We start from the raw sequence: 18,313 nt of genomic DNA on the forward strand, positions 1-18,313 counted from the left end.
AACAGTTGTCTTGGCCAAATCGCAGCTGCTGGGTGAGCTATCATGCTAGCAGCTAAGCGCGTCATTTTTATAGTTTAGTGAGCTTCAAACTGAACGTGAACTCAGTCTGACTAGAGGTTAGTTGCCAATTAGCTATGGCTTTGATGAATATACTCAGCCTATGCTTTTAAGCCACGGAATAACATCCATTAGTGATGCTCGCGTATATTGGCAGCGCGGCCAATTAGATACTTGGCAAAAGCTACAAGCGGATGGTGTTTTGAAGATGCGAGCCAGCTTGGGCTTATGGGCTTATCCGGAAGCAAGTGATGAAAGCCAAATTAGAGCGCTTAAATCGTTTCATAATACGACGCCAAATAGCTTATTAGAAGTCGACCAAATAAAGTTTTACATGGATGGTATTTTGGTGAATACCACTGCGGCAATGAAAGAGCCTTATAAAGTAGATTGGCTTAAGCTCGATGGTAACCGTGGAGTGAATTATTTTACCCAAGCTCGATTAGAGAAATATATAAAAGTATTGGAGCCTAGTGGCTTTGACTTTAACATTCATGCAGTTGGCGACAGAGGAATACATGAAGCGTTAAATGCTATTGAAGCAGCCTCTAAAGGAGTTGCTCGGCATCGCCTTACACATGTAGAAGTTGTTGATCCTGAAGATTACAAGAGGTTTTCTGCGTTGGGTGTGATAGCAGATGCACAAGTCGCAGGAGAATTTACTCAACCGCATCATTGGCAAGAAATGCAACCACTGTTAGGCCGCGAGCGGGCAGATCATTTGGTTCCAATTAAAAGCCTAAGTGAAAATGGTGCGATGCTCACGCTGAGCAGCGATTGGAATGTGAGTACGCTTAATCCTTTTATCAGTATCGCGAATGCAATTACTCGACAGCCTGAAGCAACTCATTAGAACAAGCAATCGCAGCCTACACAATAAATGCTGCGTACGCGATGCGACAAGAAGACATTGTTGGAAGCCTCGAGGTTGGAAAGCTTGCTGACTTTATTGTGTTAGACCAAAACCTATTCAATATATCATTCGAAGAAATAAAAGTGACCAAAGTTACGCAAACGTGGATCCATGGAAATCAGGCCTTTTAACGTGGGGCTAATGGCTTGACTGTTCATAACCAGTCGAGAATCAGCAACAATGTAGTGCGGGATTTCGGATTGAAATAGAAGTAGCAACCCTTACTCTATGGTCTAACTCAAACCGTTAAGGATTGTTATGACTTCACTTGCTAACATGCCATTTTCTTTGCTCGAATTAAGCCCGATGAAAGAGCAAGATACCGTTTCACAAACCCTCGCTAACAGCGTGGCTTATGCGCAAAAAGCGGATGAACTTGGCTTTAAACGCTTTTGGATGGCTGAGCATCATAATATGCGTGGCATCGTCTGCGCAGCAACCTCCGTATTGATAGGGCATATTGCCGGACACACTCACAATATTCGGGTAGGGGCGGGTGGCGTGATGTTGCCAAACCATCCACCGTTAGTCGTCGCTGAGCAGTTTGGCACCTTAGAAAGCCTCTATCCAGGCCGTATTGATTTGGGATTAGGGCGCGCGCCTGGCAGCGATCCTATTACCAGCCGAGCACTACGTCGCGATGAGAGACGTGCGGAGCAATTTGACGATGAAGTTGCTGAATTACAAGCCTTGCTCGGTCCTTATGACGGTAGATCCTCGGTGCGTGCCATTCCGGGCGAAAACACCAAGGTACCAATCTGGTTGCTTGGCTCGAGTCTTTATAGTGCCCAGCTCGCCGCAAAGCGAGGTTTACCTTATGCATTTGCGGGTCATTTTGCGCCACGATTCGTGCATGATGCTATTGCGCTTTATCGCCGCGATTTCCAACCATCAAAGGTGTTAGATAAACCTTATGTAACGCTTGGCTTACCGGTAGTTGCAGCCGATACCGACGAACAAGCGCAGTATTTAGCTACCACGTCAAAGCAACGTATCCTAGCGTTGATGCGAGGCCAGGCGTTATGGTTGAAACCCCCCGTTGATTCGATGGAGGGTCTATGGAATGCCCAAGAGCAAATGCAAGTCGACAGCTTTTTAGGCCTATCTGTGGTTGGAAGCCCCGCGACTGTCCACCATAAACTCAGCATGATTAAACGTGAGTTAGCGGTCGATGAGTTTATTTTTACCAACGATTTATACGAGCTAAGTGATAGAAAACATGCGCTTGAAATCTTGGCGAGCTTAACGTAAAAGTCTGAGTGCGAAGGCAGTACTTAAGAGAAGGTTTGCGGTACACTGCGAGTTAAAAATTTACAGGGAACGAAAGTTGAAAACGATTTGGTTGTGTATCCTTTCTCTACTTATTCTGCCTTTATGTCGGGGCGAAAGAAATAGCGCGGACCTTTGATGACGCCCCATTACCGGGGAGTAAGTTGATGTCAGGTACGGAAAAAACGACGCTCCGTGATGAAAATGAAGCACTAAGGTACTAGAAGCTAAACTTGCTGAGCTCGGGGTGTTTAAATCACCCTGAATAATAAGTTCAGCGAGTCAATATTTGCAGTAACAACTAGGGCCTGTTGATCTTTGCTGTTTGATTTTTGTTCTTCTGAGTTTGTTTTGGTCGCGACGCTCGACTTGCCGCCTAGTAATCTAGGCAAAAGTTGAGCAACAATGAACAAAGCGCACTCAGGTGAACCCAAAGGGCAGCGCTTGATTAGCATTTCTACTGTGTTATCGCCTGACTCACATAGAATAACTATGCTACGCAGGCTCTGCCTTGTACAAATACCAATCAAACTGCTGCAAAAACAAACTTGAAAGGTAAACAGGCCCTAAGGAAAAATAATGGATCAAGTCGTACGCGTCGGGGTTGGCGTGGTAATAATGCACGATAATAAAATTTTGCTTGGTGAGCGCATCGGCGCTCATGGCGCACATACTTGGGCAACCCCTGGTGGCCATTTAGAGTATGGAGAGGACATTGAGGCATGCGCGATAAGAGAGGTGCATGAAGAAACGGGGCTAGATGTTGTAAACGTTGAAAAGCTTGGTTTTACTAATGATTATTTTGCCAATGAGCAGAAACATTATGTCACTCTGTTTGTCATGGCAAGGTGCGATACTCATGATGCAGAAGTTAAAGAGCCAAATAAATGCAAACAATGGCAGTGGTTTTCGCTTGATGAATTGCCGCAGCCCCTATTTTTGCCTTTGGTGAACTTTTTAGAAGAAAACAACACACTTTATCAAGGCTAATCAAGGCTAAAATGGTAATTGGGGCACAGCATGGAAGAAATAGTCGTTAGATATATTCACTTTCTCGGTATTTTATTTTTGGCATCGACGCTCGCGATTGAAAACGTGTTACTCTCTAAATCAATGAGTAGTCAGAGTATTAAGCGGTTAGCGGTAGTTGATGGCTTGTATGGTGTCAGTGCGCTGGTAACACTTGGCGCGGGGTTAACGTTGTGGTTTGTAGTTGGCAAGCCCAGTGAGTTCTACACTAAAAATCCGATTTTCCATGCCAAAGTCGGACTATTTTTGTTAATCGCTTTGCTGTCTATCATTCCGACTGTGTTTTTATTGAAGCACCGTAATACAACAAAAGATAATTTATTTGTGCCCCAGCGTATTATCGTCATTAAAAGGCTAGAAATGCTGTTACTTTTAGTTTTACCGCTACTTGCTGCACTTATGGCAAGAGGCTATGGGTTGCCCTCATCATGAAACAAAATATTGTAAATATTGCGCTCGTCGTCAAAGACTACGATGAAGCCATCGACTTCTACGTCAATAAACTAGGTTTTGAATTAATAGAAGACACCTATCAACCCGAGCAAGATAAACGCTGGGTGGTGGTAGCACCGCCTAATTCACATGGTACGGCGTTACTACTTGCCAGAGCTTCTACGCCAGAGCAGCAGGAGTTTATTGGTGATCAAGCTGGTGGGCGGGTATTTTTATTTTTAAATACCGATGATTTCTGGCGTGATTATGAGCGCATGACATCTATTGGCATTCGGTTTATTCGCGAGCCGCAAGAGCAAGATTATGGCACGGTTGCTGTATTTGAAGATCTCTATGGCAACCGCTGGGACTTATTGCAGCTAAACCCTGATCACCCTTTGGCAAAGAGATGATCTCTAAGTTACCAAAATGGGTTGAGATCGGCGCTTTTATATTGGCGCTCGTCGCAGGATTTGTGAATGCAATCGGCCTACTTAGCTTTGAGCACCAATCCGTTTCTCATTTATCCGGCACTGCGACTATGCTCGGAACTAGTTTTTTAGGTGGCAGCCTTAAAGAAACCCTGCACTTATTTGGAGTGTTACTCGCGTTCTTGCTTGGCTCTGCACTTGCAGGGTTTTTGCTGCATGGCACCACGTTAAGGCTTGGCAAACATTATGATACCGCGTTGGTGCTCGAAGCCATGTTGCTTACCGTGTCTCTCGTCTTACTGATGCAAGGCTCATTTTATGGTCATTTTTTTGCCTCCGCGGCTTGTGGACTACAAAACGCATTAGCCACCACGTACAGTGGAGCTGTGGTGAGGACAACCCATGTAACAGGAATATTCACCGACTTAGGGCTGATGATTGGGGCATTGTTTAGAGGCGAGCCTTTGGATACCAGAAAAACAAAACTGTTTGTGTTGATCATTTCAGGGTTTGTGGCAGGTGGCGTGTTGGGCGCTTGGCTTTACAACAAGTTTCACTTTCAGGCGCTGTGGTTACCTATAACCATCTGTTTGCTAATTGCTGGTGTTTACCGCTTTGCGCTTAGGGATAAGGGGTAGCACACCGCTGTGTTGACGTATCTTGGTTTGGATTATTGACTACTTAATCGACATCGTATACATTGGCGCGCGATTTTAATTTGGATCTTTCCACGATGTTTTACATCCTATTTAAGAATTTTGTTAGAAGGCTTTGCTCCGCGCATTAACACGATGAAGTGTTGCTCGGAGCTTACTTTCTAAATCTTCATCAGAGACATTGGCGACTACCTGAATAAAGGTGGGCAGCGGCAGTGTATCTGATGATTGGAAAGACGAAGCCGGCGATGATACTTCATCGCCGGCTTTTTTGTGCCCGAAATTCAGTGGCACACGTTTTCGAAATTTTTTGAAACGGGAGGTCGGTATTACAGCCGATCTCCCGTTTTTTATGGATGTAATTTAATGAACTTGATTTTAAAAGGCCTGATAATGTCAGGCATTAACCTAAACAAAGACCAACTTAATATTGGCTTTATTTCTTATGCTTTGCTCATTACTAGCAAGGTAAACGTTTGCTGCGCAAAAAAGGGGTAATGAGATGTTATTGACTTTATTACTCGCCTTTATTGCGTTTTTAGCCGGGGCCGATGAGCTGATGCTTGGGCCTATTCTTGAGCCTATTGGACTCGAATTAGGTGTAAAGCCTGAGCGAGTTACACTGTTTATTACCACTTACAGCGTTGCCCTAGCGATTGTGGCTCCGCTATTTGGGGCGCTCTCGGATAAAGCAGGGCACCGCGCTATCATCTTACCTGCAATAGTGGTTTTTGGTGGTGCCTCCATCGCGACAGGGCTTGTCACTTCATTTAAGTGGGGCTTAGTTGCTCGTGTGATCACGGGGATTGCCAGTGCTGGCATGCTCCCGATTGCGTTTGCCATCGCGGCAAGCTCTGGTGGAGATGCGCTCAAACGGATCGGTTGGGTGCAAGCAGGCTTAACTCTTGGCATGATCTCAAGTCCTGCGTTTGGCGCGTTTTTAACGCATTTAATGTCGTGGCGAGCGGCTTTTGTTGCACTCGGGATCGCCACTTGGGTTGTGGCGTTATTACTTACCGTAAACCGCCGTGCGATCCCAAGTGACAAAGCTGGAGAAGGCACCAAGATATCAGTCAAGCTATGGCAAATCCCCGGTGTTGTTGGCGCATTACTTACCATGTGTATCGGTTTAGGTGGTGGTATTGGTTTGTTCAATTTGGTTGGGCAGCATTTACGAGATACACAAGCACTGTCAGTGTGGTTTATTGGTGTACTGTATGCCTTATTAGGCTTAGTGAGTGTTGCTGGAAACCTGATGATGCCAAAACTCGCAACCCACTTTGAAAGTGGGCGGCAGGTCATGCGTGCGTCATTGGTCGTTTGCCTCATTGCCAGTAGCGGGCTTTATTGGTATCAAGGTATCTCTCTCATACCGTTATACTTTTTGATGACACTTTGGGCATTGGCTGGCGGCATTGGTTCACCGGCATTACAGGCATATATTTCAGAACTTTCGCCTGCACATCGTGGTGTACTTATCTCACTGGCCATGAGCATGATGCACATTGGTGTGGCGATTTGGTCTGCCGTCGCAGGTTTTGCTTACAGCCTTGGTGCGGCTGCAATGGCGCTGCTTGCTATTATTTTGTTTAGTCTTGCCATTTTGTGTTTACGCCCCGTAAAAGGCGCATCAGTTTAGGAGGTAACTAGTACCAATTAGCCTTAATACTTGCTCAATTTTAAGGAGCAAATCTGACGCTAACGGCGTTAAAAATTTCTCATTTAGAACAACTGAATAGCAAAATTTTCGCCCTGCCTACATGGATGTAGGTACCTTGGCGGTAGCGGTGTTATCGACAAGATTCTCTCGCCTCAAAATTGGAAGCTGAATTAAGCGAGTTGGTATGCCAGCCTGCATATTCAATTGAACACGAGTGCTTTTGATTGAGTAGAAATGTTTTAATCTGTGTGGACTTTCATTAGACGAAATAAATTGCTAGTATCATTTTTGATATTAATTCTCATTTTCATTTGCTTTGGGTTTCATGGTATTTGCAAAGTTGGTACATGGTTTGATCGGATGATGTTGCGTCTATATATGTGAGCACTGTAAATCAACAACTTGTTTTCTTTCTTTGCCAAATGGGTGGTTAAGCTAGGTTCCTTGTGGAGGAAATATGGAACAACTTATTCAAGATTATAAAATGCTACTAATCGGAGAGCCTAACATTAGGCCCATTGTTGCGGCTATGCAGCTAGGTGTGAGTGAAGCTGAGTTGCTAAACGCACAGCTGGATGAGCCTGTTACGTCTCGAGTTACCAGATTAGATGAGCATAAAATCGCGGATTTATTAAAAGGATTTAAAAAGCTTGGAAAAGTGATGGCTTTGACTAGAAATGGCTCTGTGGTGAGCGAGATAACTGGTTTGTATGAAAAGCTCTATGTTACAGGGCACAGTAACAAACTTAGTGCCGTGGCCATCAATCCAGGAGGGATTGATCTGCGGCTTTTCTTGCACAAATGGAAAAGTGTATTTCTTGTTGAAACGGATAAGCATACTAGTTTTCAATTTTTCGATGAAAATGGTCGCGCTGTACATAAGGTATATATGACTGCAGACGCCGACTTTAACGAGTTTGTGAACCTTAAAGCACGCTACCAGCTAACACATAGTCACAAGTTGGATGTAACGCCTTTTGAAGTCCTAGATACTAATATTAGGGACTTGAGTACTGCGCAACTAGATGATTTTAGGTCGCAGTGGGGCGAGTTAAATGATGTCCATCATTTTCCAAAGCTTTTAGAGACATATAACCTTGAACGCTTGCAGGCCCTTGAAATCGTTGGCTCACCATGGAGCTTTGAGCTACAAAGCTTTGACCTTGCAGATATATTTCAGCAAGCAAACATGTTTAAGCAAGAGATTATGGTATTCGTTGGCAATCCAGGTGCGGTACAGATCTTCTCTGGAAAGGTTGAAAACCTCAAACAAGTTGGCCCTTGGTTTAACGTATTAGATCCTGAGTTTAGCCTGCATATAAAAGCAGACGACCTAACCCGCGCGTTCGTGGTCAGAAAACCCACGGATAACGGCAATACTGTGGTTACCTCTATTGAGTTTTTTGATGCCAATCGCGAGACTGTATTAACGCTGTTTGGTCGCCGAATTGAAGGCAAAAAACAAACCGATGAGTGGCAGGCGCTATGTGAGCGATTGATCCATAAAGGACGGGTTGCGGCGTAATACTTGAGCTATAGAAAAGCTATCCTCTACAATCAGCTAAATTGAAAAGGGCTCTATAAAAGAGCCCTTTGGTTTTCTAGTGCCAAATAGGCGTGACTTCTGAGACCAAAATTATTCGTTTAGAGACGGTATTTTGCTGCACATTCTCCATTCTTGTCGCCATTGCACTATGGCAAAGTGGGCGGGAAGTACCACGTTGACACTCGTCCATAATCACGCCTGACCCCACTGGTAATTCAGCAAAGAGCCGAAGATCTTGGGTACTGACATTATCTATAGGGGTGTTTACCGCGACACCGTCAGCTATCACAAACTCCCCGCCTGATACATTCTCTCTGGCCAGCGTAAGGATTGAGGTAATCGTTTGATGACTTAACCCGTCGAAATGAAGCGTATTTGGGGTTACTAAGCAATCCGCATGAGGTGTCGGATAATAGCCAATAAACTGATGCTCAACATGGTACGACGGTGCTGGAATTGAATGTTGGATCAAAAATTCAGTCAGCGCTGCTATTACTGGGTGGTTGCAAATCAATGTACCGTCAGTGCAATGTGTTATTGCTTTGAACCATCTTTGTTTACCCCCTGCGTCCGGGTTTAGTTGTTGAGACAAGCCGTAAACATAGTATTGGCCTCCTTGTCTATTTTCGGGGCTGATAAGGTGAGTGTTAGCGTCCTTGACGGTATAGCGCACGATACCTCTTGCATTTTGGCCGGATGGAATATAGGTGTCTAAGCCTAATTCAGGTTCTACCTGCTTCAGTAACGACTCAATATCTTGTCGTGAACCAACGTTTAAATTTGGCAAAGAATATTGGCAGAAACCATTTCTTAACAATGTAGTTTTAGTCATCTTTGATTCTCCTATCTGTCTTTGTTGATTTGTTTTCTTAAAAATTTCAATAAGCTTTTTCATATTCACCCCATCTGATGTGTTTTGGTATTTATAGGTTTTCATTTAACTGTATGATTGTGAAGGAAAAATAAGGAATAAAAACGGAATGGGAACGGAAATTTATAGTGGTTTTATAAGTGAGTTATTTATTACGTTGCTAAGCTTTGATGTCTAGATAGGGGCAGTGAGCTTTGTGAACAGCCTTCAGTAAATTGCAAATTATAGAAGGTTGCCAATTCAAACCCGCATTGCATCCAGGAATGATATTTCTGCAATTTTGTGCCAAGCGATAGGGGTGGTTATTTCTACCTTGACAGACTTGTCCGGCAATGAATTTGCGTCTGGTTTCGCTGACAAAGTCCGATTGATAAATGTGCAGAACAGTTAGTTAGCTAGTATCGGTATGATTTTAAATAATTTTATTTCAGTGCCAAGTAATGGTCGTTGATATTCACAATGATGCAAGTTACCGAATGGTAGTTACCTTCATAATTTATATTTAAGTAACAAAGTGAAAATAGATTTGAAAATTGTGTTCTAATTGTATAGAAATGTAATCTAAATGTGGTTTTTAGATCTGTAAGTGAGATTTTTGATATGCCTAAGGGTAAGGAGCGCGAAATGGAACAAGTTTATAACTTTGCGGATGAGGTGCAATTAGAGTCCTTAAGGCAGCTGATTGTTGAGAAGATTAATCAAAACGGACTGTCCGAGCAGCAAGTTACAGACAGTGCTTACATGAGTGATAGAAGTCTTCGCAATTATAAGACGGAAGGCTACTTAGCCAGTTTAGCGCCACTCTCGTCATCGACGGTAAGTAAGCTAAAGAATCTATTGACTGCGCTTAATATTGAGCCTGAAGAAGCGCTGGAATACCACCAAAAGCGAATAGAAAATCAACAAAACAACCACCACTCAGACCCTACAAATCAAAATGGCCAGCAAAGCAATGCTCAGTTTCAAGGGTGTACCTTTAACGGCGGGGCGAATGCACCAAATGTTATCACTGGTAATAGGGATATTACGCTTAATTTTGGTGCTAAAGATTAAAGGTAATCTTAAATTCTGATAAGGGGTGGCTTAACCCTGAAAATGTAAGCTAGTTAGAAGCTTGTATCTCTATAACGAAGTGCTCGTTTTTAGAAGCTATTAAGGTTTAATTACTTCTTTTTTATATTTAAAAGTGATTTTATATGAGTGCGGATCCAAAGGAAGCGGAAGCTGGTTCAAGCATTGGCATCGAAACCAATGCATATGAGAATGATGTTCCTCAGCAACTGAGCCAGTTTGATAGTAGTACGTTTGAAGAGGCCGTGATCCAAGGGAACAGAGATGTTCAGGTCAATAACTATTTTTCAAACGCTGATAAGAAACCACTGAAGTATGAAGCACTTCAGTTAAGAACGTTTCCAAAAATTGCGAGTAATGAGGTCATTTTAGATGACATCAAGTTAGCCGAACTTAACAACTTCCTCGTTTGTCACAATTGGCTGATTATTGGAAAAAATAACGAGAATGCCTTTTATCTCTCAGAGGCTATCGCTGCTGCTTTACAGCACACCGACATATCATCTTACTACATACGTCACAATTCATGTCGAATGACTGAGTATTTAGAAGCAAGATTTCCTTACGTAGAAAGTCAACACGCTTATGTTATTAGGCAACCAATAGAAGACCTAGAAAGTTTCGAGCGCTTTATCGAAACCCGTGAAAATCTAAATGCACTGACGTCTAAACTAAAAGCACGTAAGGCAACGCTGCTTATGGTATTGGATAGTAAAGGCGATAGTGACTGTCCTAGAAGGATCCAGGAATACCTGCGTTTCAACTCTGTAAGTTCTATGCTTGGTTATTGGCAGCCTGCAGTTCACTTTACACATGACCCATTACCTGTGGCAGCACTAGATAACGACGACTGGTTGGACTGTTTAGTTATTACACTAACTTGTTGGTTTAACAATATGCCACTGGTGTTGTTTCAAAATGCAATTGCTAAGGCATTTGACCATAAATTAAAACAAGCTAAAGAAATAGGAGAAGGAGTCGAAGCGTTAACTCATGCTTATGCTCGTTGGCAGCAAGATCCTGATGCGTTTTTAAAATTAGCTGGGCTTGAGCTCACATCACCGTCGGGCTTAGGTATTTGTTGTATCAGGCTAAGTTCGATTAAGCAGGCAAGCGTATATCGAGAAAAGTTGCTTACAAACAATCCATTCCAACTAGCTGTACTCTCGCCAATTATTGAGGAAGTCATTTTTGATCAGGATATAACAAATGAACTCATTGACATAGATGCACTTTTTTCAGACCTCGCCTACTTCTACTTAAAGCTTTCTGAAGTCGGGGTAATTACTATTGACAGTGACTACCTATTAAAATTATTTGAACGTTATCGTCAGTGTCCAAATTCAAAAATAATTCATTTTATCTCATTTGTTAGGGCGCTCTCTTATCAAGATAGATTCAAAATAGCCATCGATGAATTTATTTATCAACTACTAGGGCAAGTGGAAAAGAAAGAGAAAGATTTAATATCTATTTCAGACTTAGAAATTCATATTGACAACTGGGTGCCAGTATTTAAATCAACCTATGAAAATAAGCTTAAAGAGATGGTGTGTGATTTCAAAAATCACCTCTATTTTTTGTTTAATACTCTAGCCTATTCAATTGAATTTGAAAGTGAGTCTGAAGTTTTGTCATTAGAGTATATATTTTCTAAAAGCTATGAGCTTGGGTTGGATAAGAGTAAGAAATGTCCTAGCTTTGCGCTGCTTCGCTACTATTTTTCAGGGTATTTATATAGCGACTCCTTTCACTTATTAAAAATACTAAAAAGTATACCTTCCGATAGTGAGAAGTGTGTTTTAACTTTAATGATTGTGAGACTTTTTGTTTTTAGTCTTATGCATCGTGTGTTAGAGGGAAATAACCAAGTTGATGATAAGGCTACCTCCTACTTGATTACGTTAATGTTTGAAGAGGGGGCGGAAGAGTTAATTTACCAATTGCTCGCGATGCCAAGTTTGAGCGAAAGTCTAAAGAAGAGAAACATCACAGCATTTTTAACCACATCAATTTATATAAAGCAAACGCTGCTCCAAGCGCAATATATCACCGATGAAAGCGAATATGAGCATTACGACATGATGCTTACGGAGTTAAATGAAAAATTCAAACGATTGAATCAATTGTTTGCCATTGCTTGCACCAGAAAACAGTACGAGCAAATTAAAGCAGATTTAAGAATTCAGCGAGATAAGGCGGTAGAGCAGTACAGAAATTGTAGATCAGATAAAGAGTTGAGGATGCTACTAAAGCTAAAAAAAGGCGTGTTAAGCGAAGCTATTAAACAATTTAAAAAACCTAGAAGAGAATCCTACCATGCATGAAAGCATCTCTAATTTGAGCAACTTAATCAGAAAAGTCGATACTAACTTTCACAATCCGAGAGTTCATGGAGAAGGATTTGTTGTCACTTGGAATAAGAAAACCAACCAAATCGTAACCAAGCAAGGTTTGCTATCTGATTTATTTAATAAGAAACATTATGAATATTTCTTTGTTAAATCTCATACAAAACCAATCGTCATTAGCAAAATTCCATTTGAATGGCATGAAGGTGCAAGTGAGATTGCACTAGAGTTTTACGCTACCTTTCAGCTTAAAATTACAGATCAAACTGAAGCACATAAGTTAGTCGAAATCTTGAGTATGTCAGGCACGCCGGAAAAAGGATTATTTAATTTAATAGATAAGCACCTGCATCACTGCATGTCGAAAATGTATAAGAAATGCTTGGACTCACAAAATAGCAACTTATTGGATGAGTTTTATCAGCAAGAGCTACAGCGTGGAGAAAGCAGTGAATTAAACACTTCGGTGTGCGAGCAAATGCAGCAAGAATTAAAAGGAATGGATTTTAATATTGGCTTTACGTTGCGTAATGCACCAGAGCGATATGCCGAATTTAAATATAGTACCAAGATAAAAGAAACGGGCTTAGAAGTAACGTCCGAATGTCAAATGACATTGAATAACTATCAAGCCTATCGCAAGTCTGAAATTAGCGATATCGAGGGGGTGGTAGCACACATGAAGGCGGGTATTGAGAGAGCAATCCGTCAGCATATTTTGGGCAAATCTGAAATGGATCTGCTGAGCAACTTCAAAACGGCAACGAGTCAAGACGTCTCTATCTCCGATCAGGTTAAAAATAGTGTTAAGCAACAAGCTACTGCGATTGGTTATGAACTTAATTCATTTCATACATTACCAAACATTGCTCCGCTGAGGTTATTAAATGGGTTGATGCTCACGTTTGATAAAGAAGATGGCGCATTTAAAACGGGGATGTTTGGTAGCCGTGTACGGTTAAATATTCGCATGGAAGTTAAGGCGAAAGAAGGAGAGTTTGAGAAATACCGTCACTTATTTGCAAGTAGTGAAAACGACAATCAGATTGATTTGTTAGCAATAACGCAAGCGCAAATTCTCGACAGAATAAAAGTATTAGTACACGACATTTGCAAAGAAGTGATGTTGAATGACAAGTTTAATCATTACAAAGCATTAAGTCAGTTTGAAGAATTAATCCGGCCTCAACTTGAAGATGAAATTGGCAAACGATTAAGTGAACAACATGGCTTGGTGGTAAGTATTAAGTCACTTATGGCAGTTGAATCTGAAGATGCCATGAGGCTTGAAGAGCTAAGAGGTAAAAAAATACCAATCCAATTTAAGCATTTTTTTGGTGGACAAGACGGGATTGGTGCCGAGTATTCATTCAGTGGTGCATTTGAAGTGCTCGGTCTAGTCGTCAGTGACGCCGGTGGTGAACATAGTTGGGAAACGTTTGAAAAATGGGATTTTGGTTACCGAATTGATTCTCCTGAGCGTCATACCAACACCGCCCTTAAAGGGAATGACGATAGAGTCTGTAAAAAATTGGCGATTGAGAATGAACTAGATGATATAAAACAGGAAGTTATTAGGCTTTTCAAGGCATCAACATTACTTATCCCTTCCATTACGCTTTGGGTGAATAAACGCGAGTATAACGCAAAGTTACAAGATGAATTGCTCAGTGAGGTATCGGCTCTGTTGAGGCGCAGCCGAGGAATGGATCTACTGATTGAAAGACTAGAAATTAAAGACGAAAGCCTGATCCAAGCGCAGCTTGATAGTCGAGATCGTAAGCTCAAATCAATTGCCGATGTCGATAGTATGCGTTTAGAGCAGCGTTTAGTTGATTTAAAACAAAGCAAAGACGAAAAGCAAAAGCTTGCGGACGAAGTTACAGAAAGAAGATTGAGTTTCCTGCGCGACAGCGATGATTTTGAGGACTTACTAGACGAAAAAGAGCGTATCGAAAATGATTACCGTCATTTAAATACTAAAGAGTCGACCATAGAAGAGCTACTGCCAGCCCCTAACAGCCATGCCTCGAGCGATATCGAAGAATTAGCTGATGTACTTACTAAATCCAATAACCAGTGGGAAACGAACGATGAAAAGTAGAAAAAACCTTGTTGCTGCTTCAATCATGACAGCTTTGCTATCCGGGTGTGCAATGACTGACGACACTAAAACTCGAGCTGAGGGAGCATCGACAGGTGCACTCATTGGTGGTGCGCTTGGTTTGGTATTAGGTGACAATAAGCAAGCCGCTATGATTGGTGCATTGATTGGTGCTGTTGCCGGTGATCTTTATGCCAAGAGTGTGGTTAAGAAGAAGCAGGATTACGCTAATACTGAGTTATATATGCAAGATGTGATTAAAGGGGCACAAGAGAAACTTATCGCAGCAAAAAATGAAAGAGAAAAAATTCATTTGGAAATAGAAGGTTATACCGCGCAGTTAGAAAGCATTGAGGCAGAGTCTCAAAAACGCAGTGCTGAGTATAGTAGCTTAGAAACGCAAAAAGATAGTCTGTCTAAAGCGGTTTCCAAGTCAGCTAAGTTAGTCGAGATATTGACTGAAGAAATTCAGTACCAAAAGGACGTGCTGGCACAAGAAAGAGAAACCGTTTCTGTGCAATTAGCCTCACATAGTGAAACGGTTATTCAACAACTTCTTGCTGAAAAGAACGAGCTAGAAGTCATGCAAGCCCAGCTAGCTTCATTAGATAGACGGAAATTATATTAATGCTGAAGCGGGTTATATATTGCTTGTTTTTGTCTTTGCTAGCAGGTTGTAAGACGACAGGTGATCCGACAACTGGTGGGTTGTATGGATGGAGCGAAGAAAAAGCAAAGCAACGACAGGCACAGCTAAACCGAAGAGTAGTGGATATCGAAGCTCAAATGAATGCGATTGAGGAAGAAAATCAAGAGCTTGAAAGTGACAAGGTACAACTAACACAGTTGATAGTAATACAAAGTGAGAAGTTAAACGCTTTAATTGCAAGCCATGATGCGTTGCTGGATAAGATAGAAACATACAAAGGTCTTGAACATATTAATCAGACAAAAATTAGCCAGCTGAAAACACGTTACCCATGGCTCGGCCTGAGTCGAGAGGAGGTATTGAGACAATTTCAGGAAGCGGCAAGCGAATCACGACAACAGCAAATGCTAAACCAGCTAGAGAGTGAGCTTGAATCACTAGCACAAGAAATAGATATGATACTTTGAGTAATGTAGATGTCGATTAAACCAATAAAAGCACAATATTATTGCAACAATATAGAACACTGCAGCAATGCTCGGGCGCATAAGTTATTTACTAAATCATATGCCAACAAGTGTGGTGTTTGTGCTCAGCCATTACTGTTTGCGCGTTGGCATTTTTCGTTTGTCACTTCCTTTAGTTGGGTACTTTGTTTATCAACATTGGCAGCGCTATCTTATCCATATTTTTTTCCTAAAGAATATGAAAATATTACTTTTTCTGGTGTGAAGACTGAAGTTCAAGAGTCTAATGCCGTTGTGGAAGTTACTATTCATCGAACAACAGGCATTGATTTAGTACAACAGATAGAGTTGATAACAGAAGATGGTACTGCAAAAGCAGCTGAGGACTATCGAGCCCTTGATATTGCTTTACAGTTCCAGCCTGGTGAAGTGCAAAAATCAATAAATATTCCTATTATTCCTGACTCCGATGTCTATGAAAACAATGAAATGTTTTACATTAAGCTGAAAAATGTGAAAGGGCAGCCGTCACATATCGTGATGATTGTCGAAGCTGGAGTAAACAAAGACTTAGTGGAAAAAAGCAGCCTTTTGGTAAGTAACCTTTCAGCTCTTGCAGCGGACCTTTCGAATGATTTGAAACAGCTTGAGATCCTTGGTAACTATCTGTCAACCAAAGAAAATCCAAAGGCGAACTTGGTCAAGAATTACCGTAATACTCAAGATAATATTCAAAGAGCGAGAGAAAAATACATCGTTCTTTTTAATGAAGCTTTAGATTTGGACCCTAATGTTTTGAGAAATGCATTGGATTCCCACCTTGAAGCGCTGAAAAAACAACAGTTTCATACTCAATATGAAGCAACAACTGTGATGAAAGCTCAGTTACTTGACTACTTGAGTTCCAGAGTTTCTAACTCGCCTAAGTGGCTCGAGGAGTTAGGTGAGGTAGTAAAGCTTGAAGTGAAAGCAAATAACAATGGTAGTGTTATCTAATCTGAGTTGCTTATTTATTGGGCTAACTTTCAACTAAGCCAATGGGCAGCGCACTCAGCGCTGCTGCATACTCCCCATCAACAGAAGTGAAAATCGAGAGAACTTTTGTTCATTATTCGATGAGTTAGCAATAGCTCATTGAAGCACCCTCAAATACTGCGAGCCTTTGGTTTACGGTGTTTAAGTTCAACCATTACATCGAACTACAATATTTACCTGTAAAACTTTCAAACAAAACGATTGCTGACTAAAGAGCTGGCAGAGGGTTGTCTGTAGCTGACGTTTGTAAAAATACAGAGCTAATTTGAGATCCTTTTATATCAAGTGCTACAAGTAGCACCTTGCTTTACTTCCAATCTATTTCCTATTTCTTTCCTAATCCATTAACTAATTGATATTAAATAGCTTATTGGTTTGTGAATTTTCCAAATATCGGCCTCTGGCATCTGCCATTATCGCCTTAACCTTATGTCTATCGGGCAAACAAGCAAACGCCTGATGTAAGGTGAACTCTGGCTGCAGACAGATTTTACCTCTCCTTTAAAAACAGAATGAGAGGAATTTACTATGTCTTTTAAAATAGAAGCATGTAATTTAAATAATATTGATGTCGCAGTTAAAACGTTGAAAGAAAACTATGTGGAAAACTTTCCAGCTATCAGAGTTACTAAAGATAAAATCTTAGGTAAAGGTATTTCTCTATACCTACTTAGTGATATAAGCCAAGTTCCACATAATCCAATAGCGACTTTTGGACTGAGCAGTGCGTATGACGATGAAGATGTTTGGAAAGAAGTAAGGGCATCATTAAGCGATGACTTTGACCCTAAAAAGGATGCAGTTGTAGGCCAGCTTAGTATATCGAGTAAAGATGTCGCAATTACCAGAGTCGTTTATGGTCTGTTATTAGATAAAGCACAACAGATGGGTTATGAGCGGTTGTTTTTTATCCTGAGAGGAAATGTTGATTTTTATAAAAAGTTATTTAACGCTATACTGATTAAAAGTGATTGCAACTATGATATTGGGGTTGATAGAAAAATATCTGCTCTAGTTGTTGAAACGAAAGAGATAAAGCAAAGGGGCCTTCGCTTCCTAAATCGAAACTTATCATCTTGCTTTAATAAGAGTGATAGTCTAATTAAAAGGGAAATTATGAATAAATCTCATTGGGATGAATATAGTAGTGCATTTGACTCTATTATTACTCCACCACAGGTTGAACTTTATAATACAATTGCTCCGCTGTTGTCAGGAGTTGTACTGGATGCTGGATGTGGAAATGGAAACTTAGCCGCTTTTGTTAATGGTGAGGTTTCTACTTATCACGGCGTCGATACATCTCTTGATATGGTGCAAAAAGCCAACGCCAATCTGCAGAGACTTAAAGAACCACAGCGATTTCAAGCATTTCATGTTCAACTCGAAGAATTTGTAAATACACATCAATACGACGTGATTACATTAATAAACAGTGTTTATGCGATGGATAATCCTTCTTTAGTTTTTAAACACTGCTATAACTTACTTGCTCCGGGTGGCCTGTTAATTATCGCAAACCCCAATGAAAACATGACAAAATCTCACATGGAAATGATGATTGAGCTGTATGAATCGCAATTTAGTGGCAATCCTGCTGTTGCAGACTTTAAGAGATTGAATTTACAATTTGTCACACAATACCAACATTCGTTTTATACTTTAGATAAAATTGAAGGTTGGCTAGAACAAGCTGGACTGTCTGTAACAAACCGAGACTGCACTCACTTTCATGGTGCAATGAATTTAATCGTAGCTAAAAAGTAGGAAAA

The 18,313-nt window shown here is 41.2% G+C and carries 18 protein-coding genes; 16 read left to right on the forward strand and 2 right to left on the reverse strand.

Features of this window, described 5'->3' with window-relative positions:
- Positions 1 to 121: 121 nt before the first annotated feature.
- The 7 genes from PNC201_RS21420 (at position 122) to PNC201_RS21455 (ending at position 4,769) form a co-directional block, all read left to right on the forward strand.
- On the forward strand, positions 122 to 910 hold the full coding sequence (locus PNC201_RS21420; RefSeq protein ID WP_267895185.1) for an amidohydrolase family protein: 789 nt from the start codon (positions 122 to 124) through the stop codon (positions 908 to 910).
- Between the two features lie 41 nt (positions 911 to 951).
- The gene (locus PNC201_RS23640) at positions 952 to 1,101 is read left to right on the forward strand and encodes an amidohydrolase family protein (protein WP_266070353.1); all 150 of its coding nucleotides are present in this window, start codon (positions 952 to 954) and stop codon (positions 1,099 to 1,101) included.
- A gap of 127 nt (positions 1,102 to 1,228) precedes the next feature.
- Positions 1,229 to 2,221 (forward strand): LLM class flavin-dependent oxidoreductase, encoded by a 993-nt coding sequence (locus tag PNC201_RS21425; protein WP_102058365.1) that lies wholly within the window; start codon positions 1,229 to 1,231, stop codon positions 2,219 to 2,221.
- Between the two features lie 597 nt (positions 2,222 to 2,818).
- Entirely contained in the window at positions 2,819 to 3,229 is a 411-nt protein-coding gene (locus PNC201_RS21440; protein ID WP_102058367.1) for a nucleotide triphosphate diphosphatase NUDT15, read from the forward strand.
- Between the two features lie 30 nt (positions 3,230 to 3,259).
- Positions 3,260 to 3,700 carry a DUF2214 family protein gene (locus PNC201_RS21445; protein WP_010603776.1) on the forward strand — a complete coding sequence of 147 codons (441 nt, stop codon included), beginning with the start codon at positions 3,260 to 3,262 and terminating at the stop codon, positions 3,698 to 3,700.
- Complete coding sequence (locus PNC201_RS21450; protein WP_102058368.1) at positions 3,697 to 4,113, forward strand: VOC family protein; 417 nt, start codon at positions 3,697 to 3,699, stop codon at positions 4,111 to 4,113. Before PNC201_RS21445 ends, PNC201_RS21450 begins: the two co-directional genes overlap by 4 nt.
- Entirely contained in the window at positions 4,110 to 4,769 is a 660-nt protein-coding gene (locus PNC201_RS21455) for a YoaK family protein (protein WP_102058369.1), read from the forward strand. Before PNC201_RS21450 ends, PNC201_RS21455 begins: the two co-directional genes overlap by 4 nt.
- A 123-nt stretch (positions 4,770 to 4,892) precedes the next feature.
- Here PNC201_RS21455 and PNC201_RS23350 read toward each other — a convergent pair whose 3' ends face one another.
- Entirely contained in the window at positions 4,893 to 5,081 is a 189-nt protein-coding gene (locus PNC201_RS23350) for a hypothetical protein (RefSeq protein WP_141240143.1), read from the reverse strand.
- A 208-nt stretch (positions 5,082 to 5,289) separates the two neighbouring features.
- Here PNC201_RS23350 and PNC201_RS21460 point away from each other — a divergent pair, with 208 nt between their 5' ends.
- Complete coding sequence (locus PNC201_RS21460; protein WP_102058370.1) at positions 5,290 to 6,426, forward strand: MFS transporter; 1,137 nt, start codon at positions 5,290 to 5,292, stop codon at positions 6,424 to 6,426.
- Positions 6,427 to 6,904: 478 nt separating this feature from the next.
- Positions 6,905 to 7,972: a ChuX/HutX family heme-like substrate-binding protein gene (locus PNC201_RS21465; protein WP_102058371.1), complete on the forward strand. Its 1,068-nt coding sequence runs from the start codon at positions 6,905 to 6,907 to the stop codon at positions 7,970 to 7,972.
- A gap of 76 nt (positions 7,973 to 8,048) precedes the next feature.
- Here PNC201_RS21465 and PNC201_RS21470 read toward each other — a convergent pair whose 3' ends face one another.
- On the reverse strand, positions 8,049 to 8,825 hold the full coding sequence (locus tag PNC201_RS21470; RefSeq protein ID WP_010603771.1) for a 2OG-Fe dioxygenase family protein: 777 nt from the start codon (positions 8,823 to 8,825) through the stop codon (positions 8,049 to 8,051).
- Positions 8,826 to 9,488: 663 nt separating this feature from the next.
- On the opposite strand from PNC201_RS21470, the gene PNC201_RS21475 reads away from it, so the two are divergent.
- From PNC201_RS21475 to PNC201_RS21505, 7 genes are all read left to right on the forward strand, one after another.
- Positions 9,489 to 9,917 carry a hypothetical protein gene (locus PNC201_RS21475; protein ID WP_102058372.1) on the forward strand — a complete coding sequence of 143 codons (429 nt, stop codon included), beginning with the start codon at positions 9,489 to 9,491 and terminating at the stop codon, positions 9,915 to 9,917.
- A 143-nt stretch (positions 9,918 to 10,060) separates the two neighbouring features.
- A complete protein-coding gene (locus tag PNC201_RS21480) occupies positions 10,061 to 12,262 on the forward strand; it encodes a hypothetical protein (RefSeq protein WP_102058373.1) in 2,202 nt (733 codons plus the stop codon).
- Positions 12,255 to 14,390: a hypothetical protein gene (locus PNC201_RS21485; protein WP_102058374.1), complete on the forward strand. Its 2,136-nt coding sequence runs from the start codon at positions 12,255 to 12,257 to the stop codon at positions 14,388 to 14,390. The genes PNC201_RS21480 and PNC201_RS21485 overlap by 8 nt, the downstream gene beginning before the upstream one ends.
- Positions 14,380 to 15,018: a glycine zipper domain-containing protein gene (locus tag PNC201_RS21490; RefSeq protein ID WP_158299154.1), complete on the forward strand. Its 639-nt coding sequence runs from the start codon at positions 14,380 to 14,382 to the stop codon at positions 15,016 to 15,018. The genes PNC201_RS21485 and PNC201_RS21490 overlap by 11 nt, the downstream gene beginning before the upstream one ends.
- A complete protein-coding gene (locus PNC201_RS21495; protein WP_010603766.1) occupies positions 15,018 to 15,506 on the forward strand; it encodes a hypothetical protein in 489 nt (162 codons plus the stop codon). Before PNC201_RS21490 ends, PNC201_RS21495 begins: the two co-directional genes overlap by 1 nt.
- Positions 15,507 to 15,515: 9 nt before the next feature.
- Complete coding sequence (locus PNC201_RS21500) at positions 15,516 to 16,502, forward strand: Calx-beta domain-containing protein (protein ID WP_102058375.1); 987 nt, start codon at positions 15,516 to 15,518, stop codon at positions 16,500 to 16,502.
- A 567-nt stretch (positions 16,503 to 17,069) separates the two neighbouring features.
- Positions 17,070 to 18,308 (forward strand): class I SAM-dependent methyltransferase, encoded by a 1,239-nt coding sequence (locus PNC201_RS21505; protein WP_102058376.1) that lies wholly within the window; start codon positions 17,070 to 17,072, stop codon positions 18,306 to 18,308.
- The last annotated feature ends 5 nt before the right edge of the window (positions 18,309 to 18,313 follow it).

Origin of the sequence: Pseudoalteromonas sp. NC201 (genome assembly GCF_002850255.1) — a bacterium.
Classification (GTDB): Bacteria; Pseudomonadota; Gammaproteobacteria; order Enterobacterales; family Alteromonadaceae; genus Pseudoalteromonas.